Source organism: Proteiniphilum sp. (assembly GCF_040307845.1).
GTDB lineage: Bacteria > Bacteroidota > Bacteroidia > Bacteroidales > Dysgonomonadaceae > Proteiniphilum.
In genome coordinates, this window is the sequence record NZ_JAWRIS010000028.1 from 34,226 (window position 1) to 57,344 (window position 23,119).

20 protein-coding genes are annotated in these 23,119 nt (G+C 44.6%); 10 read left to right on the plus strand and 10 right to left on the minus strand.

The annotated features are described in order from the left end of the window. Positions 1-3: 3 nt before the first annotated feature. Positions 4-1,272 carry a zinc-binding dehydrogenase gene (locus ABV001_RS07055; RefSeq protein ID WP_352422146.1) on the plus strand — a complete coding sequence of 423 codons (1,269 nt, stop codon included), beginning with the start codon at positions 4-6 and terminating at the stop codon, positions 1,270-1,272. Positions 1,273-1,384: 112 nt separating this feature from the next. Next, positions 1,385-2,683: a class II aldolase/adducin family protein gene (locus ABV001_RS07060; RefSeq protein ID WP_352422147.1), complete on the plus strand. Its 1,299-nt coding sequence runs from the start codon at positions 1,385-1,387 to the stop codon at positions 2,681-2,683. Between the two features lie 307 nt (positions 2,684-2,990). On the opposite strand, the gene gap is transcribed toward ABV001_RS07060, so the two are convergent. Continuing rightward, positions 2,991-4,001, minus strand: coding sequence for a type I glyceraldehyde-3-phosphate dehydrogenase (gene gap, locus ABV001_RS07065; RefSeq protein ID WP_352422148.1), 1,011 nt, complete (start codon positions 3,999-4,001; stop codon positions 2,991-2,993). A gap of 298 nt (positions 4,002-4,299) precedes the next feature. Here gap and ABV001_RS07070 point away from each other — a divergent pair, with 298 nt between their 5' ends. Further along, positions 4,300-5,325 carry a GlxA family transcriptional regulator gene (locus tag ABV001_RS07070; protein ID WP_352422149.1) on the plus strand — a complete coding sequence of 342 codons (1,026 nt, stop codon included), beginning with the start codon at positions 4,300-4,302 and terminating at the stop codon, positions 5,323-5,325. A gap of 678 nt (positions 5,326-6,003) precedes the next feature. Continuing rightward, positions 6,004-6,393: a helix-turn-helix domain-containing protein gene (locus ABV001_RS07075; protein WP_352422150.1), complete on the plus strand. Its 390-nt coding sequence runs from the start codon at positions 6,004-6,006 to the stop codon at positions 6,391-6,393. A 63-nt stretch (positions 6,394-6,456) separates the two neighbouring features. On the opposite strand, the gene ABV001_RS07080 is transcribed toward ABV001_RS07075, so the two are convergent. Continuing rightward, positions 6,457-7,005: an AAA family ATPase gene (locus tag ABV001_RS07080; RefSeq protein WP_352422151.1), complete on the minus strand. Its 549-nt coding sequence runs from the start codon at positions 7,003-7,005 to the stop codon at positions 6,457-6,459. A 443-nt stretch (positions 7,006-7,448) separates the two neighbouring features. On the opposite strand from ABV001_RS07080, the gene trhO reads away from it, so the two are divergent. Beyond that, a complete protein-coding gene (gene trhO, locus ABV001_RS07085) occupies positions 7,449-8,498 on the plus strand; it encodes an oxygen-dependent tRNA uridine(34) hydroxylase TrhO (RefSeq protein ID WP_352422152.1) in 1,050 nt (349 codons plus the stop codon). A 53-nt stretch (positions 8,499-8,551) separates the two neighbouring features. On the opposite strand, the gene ABV001_RS07090 is transcribed toward trhO, so the two are convergent. The 4 genes from ABV001_RS07090 to ABV001_RS07105 form a co-directional block, all read right to left on the minus strand. Next, positions 8,552-9,400, minus strand: coding sequence for an SDR family oxidoreductase (locus ABV001_RS07090; protein WP_352422153.1), 849 nt, complete (start codon positions 9,398-9,400; stop codon positions 8,552-8,554). Positions 9,401-9,452: 52 nt separating this feature from the next. After that, complete coding sequence (locus ABV001_RS07095; RefSeq protein WP_294083606.1) at positions 9,453-9,884, minus strand: Rrf2 family transcriptional regulator; 432 nt, start codon at positions 9,882-9,884, stop codon at positions 9,453-9,455. A gap of 92 nt (positions 9,885-9,976) precedes the next feature. Further along, positions 9,977-11,611 (minus strand): ABC-F family ATP-binding cassette domain-containing protein, encoded by a 1,635-nt coding sequence (locus tag ABV001_RS07100; RefSeq protein WP_352422154.1) that lies wholly within the window; start codon positions 11,609-11,611, stop codon positions 9,977-9,979. A 183-nt stretch (positions 11,612-11,794) separates the two neighbouring features. Then, positions 11,795-13,081, minus strand: coding sequence for a CinA family nicotinamide mononucleotide deamidase-related protein (locus ABV001_RS07105; protein WP_352422155.1), 1,287 nt, complete (start codon positions 13,079-13,081; stop codon positions 11,795-11,797). 275 nt (positions 13,082-13,356) lie between these two features. Between ABV001_RS07105 and ABV001_RS07110 the strand changes: the two genes are divergently transcribed. The 4 genes from ABV001_RS07110 to ABV001_RS07125 all read left to right on the plus strand — a co-directional run bounded on the left by ABV001_RS07110 (position 13,357) and on the right by ABV001_RS07125 (position 16,762). Then, on the plus strand, positions 13,357-14,571 hold the full coding sequence (locus ABV001_RS07110) for a trans-sulfuration enzyme family protein (RefSeq protein WP_294083612.1): 1,215 nt from the start codon (positions 13,357-13,359) through the stop codon (positions 14,569-14,571). A gap of 245 nt (positions 14,572-14,816) precedes the next feature. Beyond that, complete coding sequence (locus ABV001_RS07115) at positions 14,817-15,431, plus strand: type 1 glutamine amidotransferase domain-containing protein (protein ID WP_294083614.1); 615 nt, start codon at positions 14,817-14,819, stop codon at positions 15,429-15,431. Between the two features lie 96 nt (positions 15,432-15,527). Next, the gene (locus ABV001_RS07120; protein ID WP_294083616.1) at positions 15,528-16,469 is read left to right on the plus strand and encodes a DnaJ C-terminal domain-containing protein; all 942 of its coding nucleotides are present in this window, start codon (positions 15,528-15,530) and stop codon (positions 16,467-16,469) included. After that, the gene (locus ABV001_RS07125) at positions 16,466-16,762 is read left to right on the plus strand and encodes a chaperone modulator CbpM (RefSeq protein ID WP_294083618.1); all 297 of its coding nucleotides are present in this window, start codon (positions 16,466-16,468) and stop codon (positions 16,760-16,762) included. The genes ABV001_RS07120 and ABV001_RS07125 overlap by 4 nt, the downstream gene beginning before the upstream one ends. Before the next feature lie 34 nt (positions 16,763-16,796). Here the strand turns inward: ABV001_RS07125 and ABV001_RS07130 are convergent, their stop codons facing one another. The 3 genes from ABV001_RS07130 to ABV001_RS07140 all read right to left on the minus strand — a co-directional run bounded on the left by ABV001_RS07130 (position 16,797) and on the right by ABV001_RS07140 (position 20,205). After that, the gene (locus tag ABV001_RS07130; protein WP_294083620.1) at positions 16,797-17,270 is read right to left on the minus strand and encodes a DUF4625 domain-containing protein; all 474 of its coding nucleotides are present in this window, start codon (positions 17,268-17,270) and stop codon (positions 16,797-16,799) included. 62 nt (positions 17,271-17,332) lie between these two features. After that, complete coding sequence (locus ABV001_RS07135) at positions 17,333-17,794, minus strand: DUF4625 domain-containing protein (protein WP_352422156.1); 462 nt, start codon at positions 17,792-17,794, stop codon at positions 17,333-17,335. Between the two features lie 206 nt (positions 17,795-18,000). After that, a complete protein-coding gene (locus ABV001_RS07140; RefSeq protein WP_352422157.1) occupies positions 18,001-20,205 on the minus strand; it encodes a TonB-dependent receptor in 2,205 nt (734 codons plus the stop codon). Between the two features lie 153 nt (positions 20,206-20,358). Here ABV001_RS07140 and ABV001_RS07145 point away from each other — a divergent pair, with 153 nt between their 5' ends. Continuing rightward, the gene (locus ABV001_RS07145) at positions 20,359-20,766 is read left to right on the plus strand and encodes a Fur family transcriptional regulator (protein ID WP_352422158.1); all 408 of its coding nucleotides are present in this window, start codon (positions 20,359-20,361) and stop codon (positions 20,764-20,766) included. 66 nt (positions 20,767-20,832) lie between these two features. Here ABV001_RS07145 and ABV001_RS07150 read toward each other — a convergent pair whose 3' ends face one another. Further along, positions 20,833-23,052, minus strand: a complete 2,220-nt coding sequence (locus tag ABV001_RS07150) for a GH92 family glycosyl hydrolase (RefSeq protein ID WP_352422171.1) — start codon at positions 23,050-23,052, stop codon at positions 20,833-20,835. Positions 23,053-23,119 lie beyond the last annotated feature (67 nt).

The following is a 23,119-nucleotide window of genomic DNA, read 5'->3' on the forward strand; positions in this document are numbered from 1 at the left end:
ATAATGAAAACAAGAGCAGTGAGATTGTACGGCAAAAAGGACTTGCGTCTGGAGGAATTTGATTTGCCGCCCATCAAGGAGGATGAGATCCTGGCCAAAGTGGTGACCGATTCGTTGTGTATGTCGTCCTATAAGGCTTCTTCGCAGGGGACAGACCATAAGCGTATCCCCGATGACGTGGCGGAGAATCCTATTATCATCGGTCATGAGTTCGCCGGTGAACTGCTGGAAGTGGGTTCCAAATGGGCGCATAAATTCAAAGCAGGGGATAAGTTTTCCATTCAACCGGCGCTCTATTACGAAAATGGTCCCGTGGGTATCCTGAGCGCTCCCGGTTACAGTTACAAATATATCGGCGGTGATGCCACTTATGTGGTTATTCCCAATGAAGTGATGGCACAGGATTGCTTATTGAAGTTTACCGGAGAGGGATATTATCCTGCGTCGCTGGCCGAACCGCTCTCCTGTGTGATCGGCGCTATGCATGCCAATTACCATACTACCCCCGGCAGTTACAAGCACAAGATGGAGATTGTGGATGGAGGAAAGATGGCGATTCTTGCGGGCGTGGGCCCGATGGGATTGGCTGCGATCAACTATGTGCTCCATCGTGAGGATAGAAAACCATCACTTCTGGTGGTGACCGATGTGGACCAGGCACGACTGGACAGGGCTGCCTCTATCTATACCGTTGATTTTGCCGCTTCTCGGGGAATCGACCTCCGTTATATCAATACAGGGACGGTAGATGAGCCTGTGAAGGAGTTGAGAGCAATTACAGGTGATACGGGGTATGATGATGTATTTGTCTTCGCACCGGTAAAGCCGGTGGTGGAGCAGGGAGATGCTGTCCTTGCTTTCGACGGGTGCTTGAATTTCTTTGCCGGTCCCAGTGACCCTAATTTCAGCGCCACATTCAATTTCTACAATGTCCATTATGCTTACACGCATATTGTCGGTACCAGTGGAGGTAATAACGATGATATGGTGGAAGCGCTCGATATCATGGGTAAAGGACTTGATCCCGCCGGACTGATTACCCATATCGGGGGACTCAATTCGGTAGCCGATGCGACGAACAACCTGCCCAATATCCCCGGAGGAAAGAAATTAATTTATACACATATCGATATGCCGCTCACTCCGATATCCGATTTTGAAAAGATGGGTGAAACCAACGAACTTTTCAGGGAACTGGCTGTTATTTGTAGTCGTCACAATGGACTGTGGAGTGTGGAGGCGGAGACTTATCTACTGGAGAAATACAGATAAGTTTTTAATTTTTTATTCTTACTTTTTGATTTAAAAGTCTTGAATATTGGTTCTAACAGTCTTGGTTCTAAAGTCTTTATTCTTTATTCTTTACTCTTTATTCTATAAGACAATGAAACAATTAGATGTAAATTTGATGCATCCGGTGGAACAGATCAATGTGATCATCGGAAGAATATATAGTAGGGGAATGACCACTACTTCGGGAGGAAATATCTCCATCAGGGATGAGAATGGCGATATCTGGATTACCCCTTCTGGAGTAGACAAAGGGTCGCTTACTACAAAAGATATTATGCAGGTGAAAAGGGACGGAACCGTTATCGGACTTCATAAACCCTCGTCGGAACTCCCTTTCCATAAGGCTATCTATGAAGCCAGGCCGGAGATCACGGCTATTATTCATGCACATCCGCCGGCACTGGTCGCTTTCAGTATTGCCGGTATTGTGCCCGATACCAAGATCGTCCCGCAGGCACATAATATTTGTGGCGATATCGGTTTTGCGCCTTATGGTACACCCGGTAGTGAGGATCTGGGTGAGAAGATTGCATTTGAGTTTAAAGACAGTCGTTATAAGGCGGTGATCATGGAGAACCATGGTGTAGTGTTGGGTGGAACTGATATGATGGATGCCTACCAACGGTTTGAAACGCTGGAATTCTGCTGCCGTACCATCGTGAATGCCAAGAGACTGGGGCAGGTGAATTATTTGACTGATGAACAGGTCTCGCAATATGTAAATCACCTGCCGACCAATATTTCCCATTTTATGGATATTGACCATCCTTCCGATGAGCGGGCAATCCGTACCGAGATGGTGAATATTATCCGCCGGGCTTGTGATCAGGGATTGATGATATCAACTTATGGCACGGTATCGGTACGTTGGAAAGGCAATGATTTTCTTATTACTCCCAGTAATGTAGCCCGATGGGATATTGTGCCGGGTGATATTGTTCAGATAAAGAACGGTATGGCCGAAGCGGGGAAAACACCCAGCCGGTCGGTTGCCTTGCATCAACGTATCTATCAGCTAAACCCGCATATCAACTCCATCATTTGCACTCAGTCTGTGAACCTGATGGCTCATGCTGTGAGCGGATCCAAATTTGATGTACGCACCATTCCCGAAAGTTGGATCTTCCTTCAGGATGTCCCCTCCATACCTTTTGGACTCATCTATAATGATGTGGACAGTGTGGCAAAAATGTTCAATCACAACCGTGTGATTCTGGTAGAGAATGACAGTGTTTTTGTTACAGGAGATAAGCTGCTAAATACGTTTGATTATCTGGAAGTGGCCGAATTCTCTGCTAACTCACTGGTGATGGCCTCTTCGATCGGTTCTTTACAACCGATGGGCGACAAGGAGATCGATGAATTAAGAATTGCATTTAATGTGAAGTAGGGACTCAGTCCCTATTTTTTCAATTTACCAGTATAATTCCGGTATCGCTGTCGGTATTATTCATCCGCTTGTTTTCAGTTTTGGCTTTCCGTCCAAAATCGAATGACAGGAAAAATTGGTCATTACCATTCGGGAGAGGTTATTTATATATCCATATGATTCATAGGGTGAATAGGTATTCATATTCTCATATTGGTCCTATGCTAATAATGATATTGACCGGTAAAGTTAAGAAATTATGGATAATAAAACAGGCTATATCTTTAGAGATATAACCTGTCTGGTTTATTTCCGGCTTGAATTATACTTATCCGTTCACTTTTTTCATGATGGCTATCGTATCGGGCACCTTACTGGAGAAACCCCATTCGTTATCGTACCAGGCAACTATTTTAACGAACGTAGGACTTAGCATGATCCCGGCCTTTTCATCGAAAATAGCCGTGTGCGGATTACCGATCATATCAGATGACACCACTTCATCGTCCGTATATGCGAGATAGCCTTTTAAAGAACCTTCCGAGGCCTCTTTCATGGCTTGGCAGATATCTTTGTAAGTGGTGGGTGTGGATAACCGTGCTGTAAGGTCTACCACGGAAACATCTAGGGTTGGAACGCGAAACGACATTCCTGTGAGTTTTCCGTTCAGTTCCGGTATAACCTTCCCTACTGCTTTTGCGGCTCCTGTGGTAGAAGGGATGATGTTAGAAGCAGCAGCGCGCCCTCCCCGCCAGTCTTTCGTCGACGGGCCGTCTACCGTTTTTTGAGAGGCTGTAGTCGAATGTATGGTACTCATCAAAGCTTCTTCTATGCCAAACTTATCATTCAGCACTTTTGCTACCAACGCCAGGCAGTTAGTTGTACAAGAGGCGTTTGAAACGAATTGCGTTCCTTTGACATACTTGTCGTCATTTACTCCCGGAACAAACATCGGAGTGTCGTCCTTAGACGGGCCCGACATGACCACATATTTAGCCCCTGCGGCAATATGTCCCTGCGCTTTTTCTTTGGCAAGGAACAGTCCTGTGGATTCTACTATATATTCAGCCCCTATCTCATCCCACTTTAGGTTAGCCGGATCTTTTTCCGATGTTACCCTTATCGGATTGCCGTTTACGATCAACCTGCCCTCTTTAATTTCAATAACCCCGTCAAATTGACCATGAATAGTGTCATATTTGAGCATGTAGGCTATATATTCAGTATCTATCAGATCGTTGATCCCTACTATCTGTATATCATTTCTGCTTTGAGCAGCACGAAATACCAAACGCCCGATGCGTCCGAAACCGTTAATACCTACTTTAATCGCATTCATAATAAATTGGTTTTTGAGTGATAAAATATTTTTTTCCTGCTACAAAGATACATTATAATATTGTTGTCCGAAATGACAAAAAATATACAATTCCTGCCAAAAAGGATAGGTTGTAAGGAAATAATATCTACTTTTAGGAAATCAAAATGGTGGAAAGGCGGAAAGGAGGGACAGTGCCTAAGTGGTTAGGTGCCTAAGTGGAACAGTGCCTAAGTGCCTAAGTGGCTAAGTGGAATGGTGGAATGGTGGAATGGTGGGAGAGTGACAGACCGGGAGAGAATGATGAAACAAAGAACAGATGGATAAGCAATCAACAATAAGGCATATAGTATTTTTGGTTCCTCCGAATACTACATTACTGACTACTGTAGGTCCGTTAGAGGTGTTTTCTAAGGCAATAGATCTTATTGATTCGGGTCGGGGCAATAAGAATTTCAGGTATCAGGCACATGTTGTATCGATGGATAAGGGAAAACAGATAAATACATCGTCGGGTTTACCCATATTGAGTGAAGGTACTTATATTGAAATAGATTATCCGATTGATACACTTCTTGTTACAGGATTGGGACGTTATCTCGATCCCGGCCAAAAAGGGGAGATGTTGGAATGGTTGAAAAACCAGTCCGGGCGTATTCGGCGGATATGTTCGGTATGTTCCGGTGCTTTCGTCCTTGCCGAAGCGGGCCTGCTTGACGGAAGAAAAGCAACGGCTCACTGGTCGAAAAACGAAGAACTGGCACAGGACTTTCCTTCAATTGATGTGCAGATAGCCCGTATTTTTATTAAAGACGGGAATATCTATACCGCAGCGGGAATTACTTCGGGTATGGATCTGGCACTGGCATTGATAGAGGAGGACCTCGGGCAGTCTTTTGCGCTGGATGTGGCACGATGGCTGGTTCTATATCTGAAACGTCCGGGAAATCAATCCCAGTTTAATACCTATCTGGATTGCAAAAAGATAGGACACCCGACTATGCGGAAAGTATGCGAGTGGATATTGGACCATTTACGGGAAGATATTACGGTGGAAGATCTGGCGGAACAGGCCGCTATGAGTCCGCGTAACTTTGCCCGGGTTTTTGTACGGGTATTACGGATTACTCCTGCAAAATTCATGAATAAACTACGAGTGGAGAATGCGGGCAGGCATCTGATAGAAACACAATTGTCTCTTGATGAGATAGCGTATCACTGTGGACTGAAGACAAGCGAGAACCTGCGCCGGCAGTTTCTCAATTTCTTTGAGGTTACCCCCACCCAGTACCGGAAGAGCTTTCAATCTTCTCTATCTTCTCTATATGATGCAGAGTTGAAGTGAAGATTGAAAGATCAATCCGGTGAGCGGGCCTTGCGGAGCCTGATGCACAGTTTTGTATTTCAGACCGGCTTTAAGGCAAAAAAATAACCTCCTTTGCCGGATTTGATACGTAAGAAAGAATTTTTAATCCACCATCCCCCCAATTGATAACTATAGGGGTATGCCTTATTGCAATAATTAATACAAGGTTCCAAGTTGTTTGAGTTATCCAAAGACAAGAATGCATAGTTACAAAAGTCATTTCCATTAAACAAACAACTTAAAGTAACCATATCACCCCCTATCTCTATCACCTTCTCTTTGGATTCTTTGTATTGATAGTATATGATACAGATTTCCTTATCTTCAAGCATCTGTAGAATTATTATGGAAGAACAATTGATAACCTTATAAGCTAGATTGATCTGTTCCGCAAAACAATTCTGTATATTAGGAGCTGGGGATTGATGAATATTTTCCATAGCATATAATTAATTTTGAAATTTAAATTTGATTGTTGATTGAATTACAAAGGAAAGGTATATCTCCTTTATAGCCTATCAATTAGGGTTGTAATATATTGAAAATGAAATAAATATTATTATATGTTTATTGGATATGATATTTGTGAAGGAAAATAAAATATTACTCAATTAAATTTCGTATTTTTGCAGGAAACCTGTTACTCATCATAAGTTTATGGAAGCAACTGTCAGAAAAAGTAATCACGGGGCTAATGTAAGGCGTTGGAGAGAATGGAGGGGCATTAATCAGGACGTACTTGCCGAACAAATAGGAGTATCGCAAGCTACCTTTTCGGGTTATGAGAAAAAAGACAAATTGGAACAGGATGTCCTGGAAAAGATTGCGAAGGCGCTCGATATTCCCGTGGAAGCTATTACTGAAATAGGAGACGGTACAGCAATAAATATAATATCAAGTACTTTTCATGGTCCTGCTTCTGGCTCTATAAATTATAACCCCTCTTTCAACCCGATAGACAAAGTTGCTGAACTTTACGAGCGCTTGCTAAAGTCAGAGCAGGAGAAAGTAGCGATGTTACAGGAAATCCTAAGAGATAAGAAATAAAATTAGTTTTCAATTACGCACATATGCAATAAAAAAGCTCTCTAAAAAGAGGGCCTATCTTGTTTATGTAGCCTTTACCCGTTCAAGAATGAAGTTGATTCTTTCCGGTATAGTCATACGGGGAACTTCAACTAATTTATAATCATATTTTTCATAAATTTTTATCATTGCGTTGTAGGTGCTGATTGCTACTTTAAAGTCCTGTTTTCTTTCAGCATCTGTTTGGTATATATCTTCCCAAGGTGGTAAAATAAGTACCATAGGATTGTATCTGAAATTTTTGACGCAATCGATGTATATGTGCTGATTGGGCAGGTTTATTAGCGCCGTGTATCCCAATACATCGGGAATTCCCCTGTCGAAGAAATAAACGTCAATTTCAGAAGAAAGTGAAATATAGTCCCGAAGTGAATAGTGCAACATCTGTTCGGAGTAACTACTGACATCCGACCAAGGCAATGCAGTCCCTCCAAAAGAGAGTTGTTCTTTTATGATTATTCTACCAACTTCCGGTACGCAGTTATATCCTTTATTTTTGAGTTGTTCTATTAATGTTGTCTTTCCGGAGCCGGGTCCGCCTGTTAGTATGAAAAAATTATTTTTTAAAGTCATGTCGTTCTTTTTATAAGTGAAACACATAGGAAATTTATGACAATATTTGTACTGTCATTTTATAACAAAGGGGATGATCAGATTGAGAGAAGTGATTTGTAGAAAGGTTACAATGTCAATATTCCGATAGGGGAGAGTTACTGTGGTGAAGAGTTCCCTTTTATGATGCCGGGGATTGTGAGTTGGATGCAAAGATACACTTTTTCTCTGGAATCGTAATTTTCAATATTTGGATTGGGGTGATAAACTAAAAGTTCCATCTTTTTGTTGTATTTTTGTCTTGTCGAATAGGTAATTATCCGGTAATGGGATAATCCGGCAAATGTATGTTTATCATCTTATTCACAGAGTTTAATCCGGCTATTCTCCTGTCCAACGCAGTTTGGAATGAAGAGATTGCGTTTTGTTCCAAGAGGATAGTTTTTCAAAAGAGTTTATTTACTATGGCTGTACTCCATAATCGTATTTCCAATGCTGAACTTAAGCTGCAGATGTTGCGGGAGACCGAACCCCGTGTCACGGTCTCATTCTACAAATATTTTCATATTTCCGACCCGCAACAATTCAGGGATGACCTTTATACCCGGTTCGAGTCTATTAAAGTGTTCGGTCGGGTTTATATTGCACAGGAGGGGATTAACGGACAAATCTCCGTACCCAAGGGTAATATGGATGCTTTTCGTGATACCCTATATGCCGCCGATCCGGCACTGGACGGTATCCGTTTGAATGTGGCGGTGGATGATGATGGCAAATCGTTTTGGGTATTACGGATGAAGGTGCGCAACAAGGTGGTGGCCGACGGTATTGATGACCCGACATTCGATCCTTCCAGAACAGGAAAATATCTCAAGGCAAAAGAATATAACGAGATCACGCAAGACCCCGATACGATTGTGGTGGATATGCGTAACCATTACGAATATGAGGTGGGACATTTTGAAAATGCGATTGAGGTTCCATCCGATACTTTCCGCGAGCAGTTGCCGATGGCAGTTGAAATGCTGAAAGAGCACAAGAACAAAAATATCGTGATGTATTGCACGGGCGGTATACGTTGCGAAAAGGCGAGTGCCTATATGCTTCATAACGGATTCAAAAACGTATATCATGTGGAAGGCGGTATTATTGAGTATGTCCGTAAGGCGCGTGAAGAGAATCTTCCGGTGAAATTTGTCGGGAAGAATTTTGTGTTTGATGAACGGTTGGGAGAAAGAATATCGGAAGATGTAATTGCCCGCTGTCACCAATGCGGTGCGCCGTGCGATACGCACACTAACTGCAAAAATGAGGGATGCCACCTGTTATTTATCCAGTGTAAGAAATGTGCTGAGGAGATGGCCGGCTGCTGCTCCGACGAGTGTAAGCATGTGGTACGGTTGCCCGAAGAAGAACGTAGGGAATTGAGAAAAGGAGCGGATCGCGGTCGAATGATATTCAATAAATCGAGAAACAATCCGCTACTTCGGAAAAGGACGGTATCAGGTAATTAAATAAAGGAAACCAGCGGATTAGGCATGGTTTCCTTATGAGACAGTTCTTTTGTTTAACTCCCTAATATATCTTTTACAACTTGCGCCAGGGGAGTTGTGGGGCGGCCGATTAACCGGGAAAGTTGCTTGCTGTCGTCGAACAGGTCGTTCTTGGCTGCTCCGGTATCAAATCCTGCAATTGCTTTTGCTCCCTCTTCCGGTAGTCCGAAACCTTTCAGCATTTCGGCATATTCTGTTTCGGGAAGATTCTTATAGGAAACATCTTTGCCGGTCTGGCGGGAAACCTCTGCAGCCAGGTCTGTCAATGTGAAATAGTCGTCGCCGGCTAATTCGTACACTTTCCCTTCCTGGTTTTCACTTGCCAATACAACGGCTGCTGCTTCAGCAAAATCTTCGCGGGTGGCCGAAGAGATTTTTCCTTCACCGGCACTGCCGACAAGGACGCCGGCTTTCACCGCTCCGGGAACAGAGTTCATATAATTTTCGGTATACCATCCGTTCCGTAAAAGAGTGTAGGCGATCCCGGATGCTTTCAAAGCCTCTTCTGTAGCTTTATGCTCTCCTGCCAAACTCAAAGTCGACTTGTCCGCATGTAACAGGCTGGTATATACGATCCATTTTACTCCGGCTTGTTTTGCGGCATTTATTACATTTTCATGTTGGTGTTTGCGCTTCCCGATTTCATTGCCCGATATAAGTAATAAATGGTCGATACCTTGCAATGATTCTATTAAACCTTCCGGTTTTTCGTAATCGAATGCGCGGGCTTCAATGCCCAGGTCTGATGCCTTTTCAGGCGTGCGTACTAATGCCACGAGATTCTCAGCGGCCACTTTTCTCTTTAAACTCTCTACCACCAGATGTCCTAACTGTCCGGTAGCTCCTGTAATTCCTGTTTTCATACATTAAAATTTTAAATTGTAATAATAGTTGTTACATATATAGATAAAAAAATCAGTGAAATTGTTTCACAAAATCTTTCAATGTTTTATGCCTGAGGGAATCGATCACCACATGACTGATCTCTGTAAACAGCTTTTCAAGGTTCTCATTTATATCCTTCCCTACAGGACACTTAGGATTGGGGTGTAAATTCTTTTTTCCCAAAACTTCCGAGTTCTTCACTGAGAGATAAATCTCCGCCAATGAGATCTCGTCACTCGGTTTATTTAATTTTGAACCGCCTTCTTTGCCTTTCCGGCTGATTACAAGACCGGAATTTTGCAATATGCCCAATTCCTTCCGGACAATCACCGGATTGATATTAATGCTTCCCGCAATCCAGTCTGAACTTAACCATTCATCGGGAGAGTTTGCCAGAAGGGTCAAAATATGGATGGCCGTTGCAAATCTTGTATTATTCATATCGGGTGCAAATATAAGCATAATTTTTTAATTGTAATATAAATGGTTGCAATTTTGTCCGTCCTAATTTTCTGGATGGTGCCCGGTCTGAATATGACATGTTCAATGTGGGGTCATTTCCTCTCGATTTCCCTTAAGTTCTCCATCTTCTTTTTAGTCAGGAATCCGTAGATGTCTTCGAGGTGTTCGGTTACTTTTTGGTTGCCGAATTCGTACACTTTTTTTACTAATCCGTTGAGGAAATCGCGGTCGTGCGACACTACGATCAGCGTACCGTCGAAATCGATCAGCGCCTGTTTCAGGATGTCTTTGGTCTTCAGGTCGAGATGGTTGGTCGGCTCATCAAGGATCAACAGGTTGACCGGTTCGAGCAGCAGTCTGATCATTGCCAGCCGTGTACGCTCACCTCCGGAGAGAACTTTTACTTTTTTGTCGATATCTTCCCGGCCAAACATGAACGCTCCCAGAATGTCCCTGATCTTTGTCCTGATATCGCCCACGGCAATATCGTCGATGGTTTGGAAAACGGTCAACTCTTCGTCCAGAAGCGATGCCTGGTTTTGTGCAAAATAACCGATCTTCACGTTGTGTCCCAGTTGCAGATCTCCTCCAAACCCGGTTTCACCCATGATACATTTCACAAGGGTGGATTTCCCTTCACCGTTGCGACCGACGAATGCCACTTTTTCTCCCCGTTCGATGGTGAGAGTCACATTGCTGAAAATCAGTTTTTCGTCGTATGATTTGCTAACATTTTCGGTAATCACGGGATAGCTTCCCGAACGTGGGGCAGGGGGAAACCGCAGTTTTAAGGCCGATGTATCCACTTCATCCACTTCCACCAACTCCAGTTTTTCCAGCATTTTCACACGTGATTGTACCTGTAGGGTTTTTGAATAGGTACCCTTGAACCGTTCGATAAACTCTTTGGTCTCAGCAATCATTTTCTGTTGGTCGTCGTACTGCTTTTGTTGCTGTTCGCGGCGTTCTTTTCGCAATTCGAGGTAGCGTGAATAAGTTGCCTTGTAGTCGTAGATACGTCCCATGGTCACTTCAATGGTGCGGTTGGTGATATTATCTACAAACGCACGGTCATGCGAAATAACAACCACAGCTTTGGCGCTGTTGATGAGGAAATCTTCGAACCATTCCACGGAATCGATATCGAGATGGTTGGTCGGCTCGTCCAGTAAAATAAGATCAGGATCCTGTAGAAGGATCTTCGCCAGTTCGATGCGCATACGCCATCCGCCGCTGAATTCAGATGTCATCCGGTTGAAATCGCTGCGGTTGAATCCCAATCCGAGCAGTGTTTTCTCCACGACAGCATCATAATTGATCTCTTCAACGCTATAAAATTTTTCGCTCAAGGCCGAGACCCGCTCGATGAGTTGCATATATTCATCCGACTCGTAATCGGTGCGTACGGTAAGTTCGTTGTTGATGCGTTCAATTTCCTGTTCCAACTGATGGATACGCGAAAAGGCTTGTGCCGTTTCTTCAAAAACGGTACGTCCGTCTTCTGTCATCAGATGCTGCGGCAGGTACGCAACGGTGAAATCCTTGGGCATGGAAACTTTTCCCCTGGTGGGTTGTCTCACGCCTGCCAGAATTTTCAATAAGGTGGATTTTCCCGCACCGTTCTTACCCATCAGGGCAATCCGGTCTTTGGGATTGATGACAAAAGAAATGTCAGAAAATAAAGTTGCTCCCCCGAATTCTACGGCTAATCCGTCAACTGATACCATGTTTGTTTCATTTTTTTTGAGGGTGCAAAGATACGCTTAGAAATTTGGATACTGAAATCGAATGAGTGGAAAGAATATTACTTTTACATCCGTTTATTCAAAATATAACAATGAACGGAAAAGCAAAAGGATATGTACTTGGGGCTATAGCACATATCATCGCATCATTACATCATCACATCATCACATCATTTTCAGCATCTGTAGTATTGCCATGTTGGCGGAACGTTCAATATTCTCACGGCGGGAATTGCCCACATTGTATTTTTTCGCGATGCTTTTACCCCGGCAATAGGTGCAAATCCATACTGTGCCTACGGGTTTTTCTTCCGAACCACCGGTCGGACCGGCAATACCCGAGACAGCGATGGCGCAGTCGGTTTTTAGTAATTCCGCACAGTTCCGGGCCATTTGCACCACCACTTCTTCACTTACTGCACCAAAAGTATCGAGATCGCTTTTATTGACGTCCAAAATACGCTCCTTTACTTCATTGCTGTATGAGACAACGCTCCCCGTAAAATAAGCAGAGGCGCCGGCCACCGATGTTATTTTGTGGGCAACCAATCCTCCGGTACAACTTTCGGCAGTGGAAATTGTGAGTTGCCTCATTTGCAGTTTTTCACCCAAAAGTTCTTCCAGCAATTTTTCATTTTCCGAGACTAATAGGTCTACAATAAGATTTCTCAGTTTTTCCGACTGTTCCTGAAAGAGTGCTGTCTGTTCTTGAAAGAGCGCTGTTTGTTCTTGAAAGAGTTCCTTCTGTTCTTGGAGGAGCTCCGGATTTGCTGTATTACGAGTAAATAATCTGAGTTTGATCAATCCGTACAAAGGCAGGTAGGCCAGCGAAATTCCATTGGGAAGTTCTTTCTCGAATTCTGAAAGCCGCATAGCCAACGCCGACTCGGTGATTCCCGCAACTAAAAACGATTCTTTGAGATATTTCTCCAGATGAAACTGTAATTTCAAACGGGGAATTATATCGTCTGTCATGGCCGTCTCCATCTCAAAAGGGACACCCGGCATCGAGACCAGTACCTTCTGTTGTCTCTGGAACCATAGGATAGGGGCTGTACCTGTTTTATTCTGGATTACGGTGCAGCCTTCAGGAACAAGAGCCTGGTTACGCGTTAATTCGTTGAGCGAAATATTACGGTGGGCAAAGATATTCAATATATTTTCCAAAACCTCATTACTGAAGATCAGCTCCGTATTGAAATAACGGCACAGGGTATTTTTGGTTATATCGTCATGAGTGGGTCCGATCCCTCCTGTCAGTAACAAGATGTCGGAACGTGAAAAAGCCAGATCGATTGCGTCGATAATAGTTTGTGCAGAATCGCCGACGGAATGAATGTGGGTTACCTCGAATCCCGCCTTGGTGAGTTCTGCTGCCATCCAGGCAGAATTGGTCTCGATGATCTGTCCGATAAGGATTTCATCACCGATGGTTATAATCTCTACTTTCATTTTTTTTACCGGGTGTGGATATACGACCCTTACGATACAAATGTACAAAATATAGAGGCTTATTATCCATTGAGGAATGGTAAAAAATCTAACTTTTAACTTTGAACCGTTGGGGTTGGGCCGTTCCATGGAGATGCCGAATGACGATCCAAAGAAACAAAAGACCGAATAATATGTTTATTCAAAAGGAGGATACCTTCCCATTGTATCATATATGTCATTCATGTCAATGCATTGCTTCATGACTCTTTTGTTATAAATTTAAAATTACTGATATGTCAGAAAAAATAGAATTCTCGAAAACCGGAGAACAGACAAAGGCGGTCCATGCGGGAGAATTTCCCGATCCCGTAACACGTGCCTCTTCTCCCAACTTAGTGATGTCTACCACGTTCGTAACCGATGCCGATTCCGGATTTTCGGCAGAGAATATGAAGGAAGGCGATTCATGGATGTACACCCGTTGGGGAAATCCCACCATACACCAGTTGGAAGAAAAATTGGCTGTGCTGGAAGAGGCGGAAATGGGTGTGGCTTTTGACAGCGGTATGGGAGCGATCTCTGCCTTGCTATTCCATCTGTTGAAGAGCGGTGACCATGCCGTGGTAACGGATGTAGCTTATGCCGCTATGTCGGAATTGACCAATGAGATGATCCCGGGTCTGGGTATCGGGATCACCAAAGTAGACACTTCCGACCTGAACGCGATTAAGAATGCGATTCAACCCAATACGCGGCTGGTCTATATTGAAACACCCTGTAATCCGTTACTCCGCCTGACCGATATTGCGGCCGTTGCGGAAATCACGCATAAGGCCGGCGCCAAATTGGTGGTAGATTCAACTTTTGCCACTCCCGTGGCTACCAAGCCGTTGACATTGGGTGCCGATCTGGTAATTCATTCCCTCACCAAATATCTTGGAGGACATGGAGATGCTTTGGGCGGTGTTGTACTGGGTAAGAAAGACGATTTGTTATCATTACGGAAAAAAACGGCGATACGCCTGGGAGGAATATTGAGTCCGTTCAATGCCTGGTTGATTTTAAGGGGATTGGCCACTTTCCCGATTCGTATGCGTGCCCATCAGGAGAATGCGTTGAAGATTGCTACCTATCTGGAGAAGCACCCTAAGGTAAAGCGTGTAATCTATCCCGGATTGCCTTCCCATCCCCAATATGAGCTGGCTCGGCGACAGATGAAAAATTTCTCGGGTATGATCACATTTCAAGTCGAAAACGGGCGGGAAATGGCACAAAGGTTTGCAGAAGAATTGCAAATCATCCACTATGCTGTCTCATTAGGACACCACCGTTCCCTTATATTCTATATGGATAGCAAGAATTTGCATGAGACGTCTTTTCATCTTTCCACTCCTGCGCAGTTGGATTCCTGGAACAGGTTTGCCGGTGAAGGTATTTTCCGTTTTTCTGTCGGCCTTGAAGATGCGGATGACCTGATTGCCGATTTGGAGCAGGCTCTTAAGGAATAAGATTAAAATCCAAATGTTTCATCCTATTTTTGAACGGATAAACATTCCGGATGTTTTTCTAAATTACTGAATGGGGGACTATGGGCTTGGAGAGTTTTGGTTTTCCAAGTATGGGAATTCAATCTTAAAGCGGGAGTGAACAATATCAGAAAAACAGATGTTAACCCTATGGTTGGATTTGATATTTCAATTTCAGACCCATAATATTAATCAGTATGAAAAGTTTCATTTTAAATGCGTTATTTATGTCAGGGATTATATCATTTGCCGCCGGATGCACCGGTGGCGGTAGCAACGGAGAGAGGCAATCGGAAGCGGTTGCGCAGGGTTTACGTACAGAGAGCCGCCCTCAGGTAGCAGTATTACTAACTGAAGGGTTTCAGGATGCCGAGGCTTATATGCCTATCGGTTATCTGGAAAATAAAGATATGGATATTACAGTGATAGGTCCTGAGACGGGGCGGGTGAAAGCTTATAACAGCGATTTTGAAATAGTTGTGCAAAAAAAAGTCGGTGAAGTGAACATCGACGATTTTGATGTGTTGGTACTGCCGGGTGGAAAAGCACCTGCTGCATTGAGACAAGATCCCACAGTAGTAGAGTTTGCCAGAAACTTTTACAATTCCGGTAAACCCGTAGCTGCCATCTGTCATGGTCCTCAGGTATTGGCTACTGCAGGAGTACTTAAAGGCGTGACCACTACAGGCGTAGGATCTATTCGGGAGGAACTGGAAGAAGTCGGTGCGAATTATGTGGATGAGGCACTGTCTATAGATGGTAACTTGATCACATCGAGAGTACCGGGCGATTTGCCGGTATTCAGTAAAGCTATTGAGGAGGCTGTCAAGGCAACCCGTTGATCCATATCATTAAGTTTAGCATGATAATGACAGCTTTATGCCGGTCACGGAAAACCGTGATTTAGGTATAGGGCTGTTTTTCAATACGCAAGAAAAATGGCATATATTGATTATTACAAGATTTTGGGAGTCGACAGGAATGCGTCGGCAGATGATATCAAGAAAGCTTACCGCAAGCTGGCGCGTAAGTTACACCCCGACCTGAATCCAAATGACAAGGAAGCACAGAAAAAATTCCAGGAACTGAATGAAGCTAATGAGGTGTTGAGCGATCCGGAAAAGCGTGCCAAGTATGACAAGTACGGCGAGAACTGGAAGCATGGCGAAGAGTATGAAAAAGCGGAGCAGCAATACCGGCAGCAACAGCAGCAGGGTCACCGTCAACAGCAATGGAGCAGTCAGGGCGGGCAGACTTTCTATACCGAAGGTGATTTCTCGGATGATGATTTCTCGGACTTTTTTCATTCCATGTTCGGCAGCGGTTTTAGCAGCCGGCGGGCCGGAGGAGGGGGCCGTAACAGGTTCAAAGGGGCGGACTATCAGTCGGAATTGCGCCTGACGCTTCGTCAAGCCATGCAAACGCACCAGCAGACTTTGTCGATCGACGGGAAGAATGTGCGTATCACTATTCCTGCGGGTGTGGCCGACGGACAGAAGATCAAACTGGCTGGATACGGGCAACCGGGTATAAATGGAGGTCCCAACGGCGATCTCTATATCACCTTCACCATTGAGGATGATCCTGTCTTTAAACGTCTGGGAGATGATCTGTACGCCGATGCCTCCATCGAACTCTATACGGCCGTGTTGGGGGGAGAGGCAATGATCAATACCATTGACGGACAGGTGAAAATGACCATTAAGCCGGGTACCCAACCCAATGCCAGATTGCGGCTAAAGGGTAAAGGATTTCCCTTGTATAAGAAAGACGGACGTTTCGGTGATTTGTATGTGACACTGAAAGTGCATCTGCCTGAACACCTTTCTGACAGAGAAAAAGAGCTATTCACCGAATTATCAAAAATCAGGAAATCATGAGTGGAAACAGATTACTATATAGCGAATGTCTGAGGATCTATGAAATAGAAGAGTCGTTTATTGAATCGCTCAGCGACGTGGGACTGATTCATGTAATTGACCAGGATGACAATAGGTTTATAGAATACGACGACCTTTCCGACCTGGAGCAGTTTATCCGGTGGCACTACGAGATGGACATCAATGTGCCCGGCATCGATGCGCTCCGCAACATGCTGGAAAGAGTGCGATCCTTACAATCGCAAATAGAACGGTTACACAGCGAATTGCAGTTCTATAAAGCCTTGCAGTAGTGCCGGTAAAATATATGGAGGAGCCCTCCCTCTATTAATTCCGGTCCCTTATTTTTATACCGACGGCTTTCAGTTGTTGCCAGCCTGATTTGTCGGTCAGCCGTACCATAAAGTGGTAATCACCGGTGTCTACATCTTCGGGAACAAAGATATTGTTCTCGGCTTCATAAGAGACCAACCCCGAGGGAATGCTAAAATCCTTATTGTAAATAAAAGGTTTTACAGGATTTTTCTTCTCATCCGGTTCACACTCCACATCATCGGTGCTATGGGAGTGATGATCGAAATTGTTATGGATTTCGATATTGTAATTCCCTAATTCCTCATTATCGGTAAAAAGCGCTTTAAAGGTAAAACTCTCCCCCCTGTATACTACATCGCAGGTCAAAGGAAATGCCAATGCACCGTTCATGTCGATCACCGGCTTCTCCATATCGAGATCATCATCCTGGCTGCATGAGAGCAGCCACAAAAAGACGGCAAGGTAAAATAATGTTTTACGGATCATATATTGTCTTTTTAAAGCGTATGGCCAACGATAAGACCGGTGACCATACGCCGATTTTTCAATTAGTGAGAATGATCGTGGTCATCTCCATCATCTTCATTGTCGGACGCCGGTTTTATGATCAGGTGTGCTTCATCCATACCGGTTTGACCCTGTTGGTCTTTGACGACCAGATGTAGATGGTATTCACCTTCCGGTGCTTCTTCAGGAATATCCAGATGCTTATGGAATGTGGTATTTTTTAAGCCTTTGGCGTCAGTATACACTTCCTGGAATTCAAAATTTCCATCCTCCTGATGAATTTCTGCCGTAATACTTTCGATCAACCCTTCGGCGATAATCTCGGCATTAATATGTACGTCTGAGCCGGCGTATCCAATTCCGTCATTCGAATGCCCGGAACCCACTTCGGTGATTTTGACCATAGGCAACAAAGGCTTATCGTTATCATCCTCACAGGAGGAGAAAAATAGGGCGTTAGCGCTGAGAAGGAGCATTGCTCCCAGGAATAATTTTCTGTTCATACGAATAAAATTTTAAATGGTTTATAATTATGATGATTGAAACTAAATCATCCGACTGCCGATATTTTGTGACCCATTTTAGTCCTTATTCGCTACAAGAGTTGAAGTCGCTTCGCTAACGACTCTTTGTACGCTCATTGCGAACAATGGGTCCCCACAAAATATCTATAGGTCTCCGATTTAGTTTCAACCAAATATTCGATTCATTAAAAACTAAATCCCAGGAAGACCGAAATATTTCGCCCCGGTTCGGGAACATCAATCAACCGGTAAAACCCGGTATGATCAAAATATCTTTTGTTCAACAGGTTCTGTGCCTGTAACCGTAATTTGATGCTGTTTCCCTTTACCGGCCAGCTACGTCCCAACGACAGGTTGAGCAGTTGGTAGCCTTCCGTTTTCTCTTCCGGGGGAACAATCCTGTTTTGTGCGCCGGTTACCTTGTACTCCAATAGTATATCCCCGTCGACACCGAGCAATCCTTTTCCCGGATGATAACCGATACTGAAGTTGGTTGACCAGGGTGGTGAAAAAGGGAGGGAATACCCTTTTTTGTCTCCTGAAAGTTGTTTTGCATACAGGTATTCCGCTTGCATTCCCAGGGTGAGTTGCCGGGTGATGCGTAACTCCACATCCGTTTCAAAACCATAGCGGATCACCTTTGCCTGTGCATAGTGATACATCTGTAGTCCTTCGTAATACTCCGGAGTGGGGTTCAGGTAGATATAATTGGGAAAGTAATTCAAGAAGGGTTCCCATCGGATTGTCAGCATATGGTTTTGCCGGCTGATTCCCAAGTCAGCCTGGTAGGACTCTTCTGCCTTCAGGCTTTTATCCCCTTTCTCATAGCGGAAGATATGATAATTTACCCCGTCTGAACCCAATTCCTTGGGAGTAGGTGCCCGGAAACTTTTGCCGATATGGGCCTTCAGCATCCATTTGTCCTGTTGGTAATTTACTCCTGCCGACCATGTGAAACTGTCGAATGTTTTTCGTAAATCGGATGCCCGTTCTTTGTATACCGGGTTGCCATCCTCATCGGGTGTTTCATACCAGTCCCGGTAACTATCGATATGCACGCTTACTTTATCGCCGCGTATACCCGAACTGAGGATCAAATTGTCTGAAATATGGTACCGACCATAGACAAACAACCCCATGCTGGTCGTGCGAAAATCAGGGATCACAAATCCCCATCCACCCCTTTCATTGTCCTGGTGCTCCATCGAAAGCCCCGATTGCAGGCTGATCCGATCCTTCACCGGCATCCTGACAAGGGCAGAGGCGGTATAGGTGCTTTTGTCGAATTGACGTTCCAATGCGTTGGGAGGTATCGGCATGTATCCATGCGACACCGGTTCGGAGAATTCTTTCCTGAGATTCTTCTGGAATCCTATATTGCTTTCCCAGGTGATGCTGCCGGTACGCCATGCCGAATTATTGACTAATTTGAAGTGGTTAACAGAATGATAGGGCAGGTCGATATCCCTGGAAGATTTGTCGTAATCTATATCAGATAGCCTCACTTCTAATCCGTGCGCATCGGCGAAGAAACCGCTCCGGGCATTGATATTCGAAACCAGCAGGCGGGTACGGAAGCTGTTTCCGACGAAACCCAGTGTGGCTCCGGCATTCCGGTCTCTACCCGCAGTATTCCGTAAACGACGATTCTTTAATTGAATATGATAAGAGTAATATTGTATGCTGTCGGCCGGCACTTTATAGTCTGCATAATCCATATAGGTGGCGTTTACTTTGTAATACCACTTGTTGAACCGCCCGCCGGCCTGTCCCGAAACTCCCATCGACCCGTTGTTGCTTCTTCCGTAGAGGTTGATATTGCCCTCGGCTTTTCCTGTGGGAATATAACTATTACGAAGCTGGATCACTCCGCCAATAGCGTCCGAGCCATACAGAAGAGATCCCGGCCCTTTTATAATTTCCACCTCATCCACTGAGAACTGGTCTATCTCCAGCCCGTGGTCTTCGCCCCATTGCTGCCCCTCGTGCTTTATCCCGTTTTCAGTCACGATCATCCGGTTAAACCCGAGGCCGCGGATAGCAGGCTTTGACTGTCCCGATCCGATGGTCATCGCCCTTACCCCGGGTATTTTCTCCAGGCTTTGCATCAGGCTTCCCGAAAAGTTGGCTTCTATATAGGATTTGTCGATATGGACAATATTCTCTGCAGACTTCATTTGTATGTTTCGTATACGGTCACCTCGTACGACCACTTCGTCTAATTCTATGGCCTCGCCATCTTCATTCGGTATACCTCTGCCGATTGTGTCAGGCTGTTGTGGCTGGCGGGATAAGTGATATTGTTCCGAAGTCGGCTGTGGCTCTGTGGATTGAGCGGCTGATTTGCCGCACAGGAAAATGACGATTAGTATGAATAAACAAAATTTCATCCGAGTCTATCTATGAATTGAAAAACTTTGCAAATATACAAAATATTCAATTGCAACAATGATGCAATAATGTTTTTTTGCGTAAAAAACATAGAATATAGCCAAAATAGCTGTACATTCGTAGTCCAATATCAATTGACGTGTTGTTGCATTATGACGGTAGAAGAGATTTTACATGCCCACGATTTAAAAAATACCGGCTGCAGGAAGTATATTCTTGGAGAGCTGCTGAAAAATGAAGCGGCGATGTCGGAAAATGAGTTGAAGGAGTCATACCCCGACCTGTTCGACCGGGTTACCTTGTACAGGACCCTGAAGACATTGGAAGACCGGGGGATTATCCATCGTATTGTGCTGAACGACAACACGGTGAAATATGCGTTGAACAGGCATCATCACGAAGACGATAAGTTGCATTCTCATTTTCATTGTGAGAAATGTGATGAGGTATTGTGTCTGGATGGCGTAACGCACTTTGATGCGGAACTGCCCAAAGGTTTTATATCTAAGGAGGTGTTTGTTGTCGTGGAAGGCCTATGTGCCGATTGTATAAAAAAATAGAGAAACGCATGGCAATCATACGTCCCTCTATTTTTTCACGTTAAGCCTGTTATAGCTTCTTCTCTTTTATTTTTTCGGACTGTTTGTCATGTAAAACACCAATGTGCTGCCGTTGATGATATCATCGTACGTGATGAATTTCCTATCGTAAGGCTGTCCGTTCAACTCTACTTTCTCTACATACATATTTTCCTTCGAAAGATTCTTTGCCTCCATGGTGAAGCGTTTTCCATCGCCTACATGGATGACGGCTTTGGGAATCTGCGGAGCACCGATAACCAGTTCGCCGCTTACCGGATTCATCGGATAGAAGCCCATCGCGGAGAACATGTACCATGCCGACATCTGTCCACAATCGTCATTGCCGATCAGTCCATCCGGTTTGTTCTGGTAGAAATCGGTAGTGATCCGGCGTATCAACCGTTGGGTTTCTTCCGGCCGGTCGAGGAAAGAATAGATATAAGCAATGTGATGGCTCGGTTCATTGCCATGTGCGTATTGTCCGATAAGGCCGGTTACGTCGGAGAGTTGGTTCGATGATTCCTGGGTGGTATTGAAGAGGTAATCAAGCAGTTTTCCGGCTGCTTCTTTTCCTCCCATCAGTTCAATCAGGCCGGGGATATCCTGTAACACATGCCAGGTATATTGCAACGCATTGGCTTCGGTATAGTGGCCTCCCACCTGCGAGTCGGCGTGTGCCAGTGCATAGGGATCGAAAGGAGAGAGCCATTCTCCTTTGGAGTCCTTGGGGCGCATGGTGCCGGTTTCCTTGTCGAACAGGTTGCTATAATAGCCTGCCCGTTTCATAAAGAATTCGTAATCTTCCGTTTTTCCCAGTTTTTTTGCCATCTGTGCAGCAGCATAGTCACTGAATCCACATTCCAGGGTGCGGGAAACCGACTCAACCTTAATCAGGTCGAAAGGATAATAACCATATTGGTCATAAATTTCCCAGTCTGATTTGTAATGATTACTTTCAGTAATTGTTTTTTTGATCTCCCCGTATGCTCTTTCCGCATCGAATCCGTCGAACCCTTTGAGGTAAGCATCTACGATCATGGAGATAGAATGATTACTTATCATGGTATAGGTTTCCTGTCCCATCAGGGCCCAGATGGGGAGGTGCCCTTTTTGTACGCTGTAATCGACGAAGGTATTGACTAAGTCGGAAATGATCTCGGGGCTGAGGATGGTGTACATGGGGAAGGCTGCCCGGAAAGTGTCCCACTGCGAAAGGGTGGAGTAGTGCTTCCCTGTGGTCGATTGTGCAATTTCCCGGCTGGGTCCCACATAGCGCCCATCCACATCGGCAATGTTATTGGGTTGTATATAAAGATGGTAGATGGAAGTATAGAAGTTCACCTTATCATCTTGTGTCCCTTCTATCTCTACCCGCGAAAGATAGTTGTTCCATGCCTCTTTCGCATTCTGGTGCACTTCGTTGAAATCCCATCCGTTTACTTCTGCGGCAAGATTTTTCTTCGCACCTTCCACGCCGGTGGTGGACATGGCGATTTTCATCTGCAAGGTAGGGTCGTCCTGCATATCGAAGGTCAGGATATGGCGGGGCGCTTTTTCCCTTGGGTCTCTCGGTTCGAGTTGTTCAGAGGATATAATCGGTTTGTCGAATTCTATGGCGAAATAATAAGTCCGTTCCACCCATTCACGACGGTGCGTCCATCCGGTAATCATCCGGTCGCTTTCGAATGTGACCTCATTGTCGAGGATATGGGTAAAGAGGCGGTCTGCAGTCCACACCAATCCGCTCTGAAAATCCACCAGCAGGTTGGCCGGTTCGCCCTCTGTGAAAGTATAGCGATGGAAAGCCACATGGGGAGCGGTGGTAATCTCTACATTTACTCCGTTATCGTTCAATTCCACTGCATAGTAACCCGGTGAGGCTTTCTCGGTAGCCTTGTCGAAACCGCTACTCAGATCGTCCCTTTTTTCTCCCGAGAAAGGCTGCATCAGCAAGTCACCCAGGTCGATTCCACCCGTACCGTTCAGCCGGTTTTGGGTAAAACCGGTGATACGGTCATCATCATATACATAACCGGAACAGTAGTCCCAGGAGAAATTGCCTGTCTCAGGTCCCGGCTGCATCATCCCTAACGGATATGTGGCACCGGGAAAAGTATGTCCGGTAAAAGCCGTCCCGATAAAGGGATTTACATATTGCGTGAAATCCTTCTCATCCCCCTTATCCTGCTGTGTCGGCGTACAGGAAACAACTGACGCTACAATTACGGCCAACAGGATTGTTTTTATTTGTCTGAAAATTTTCATCATCTGTCTGTATGTTAGTTAAGAATTAAGAACTAAAAGTTAATAGTGAAAAATTGCATCATCACAT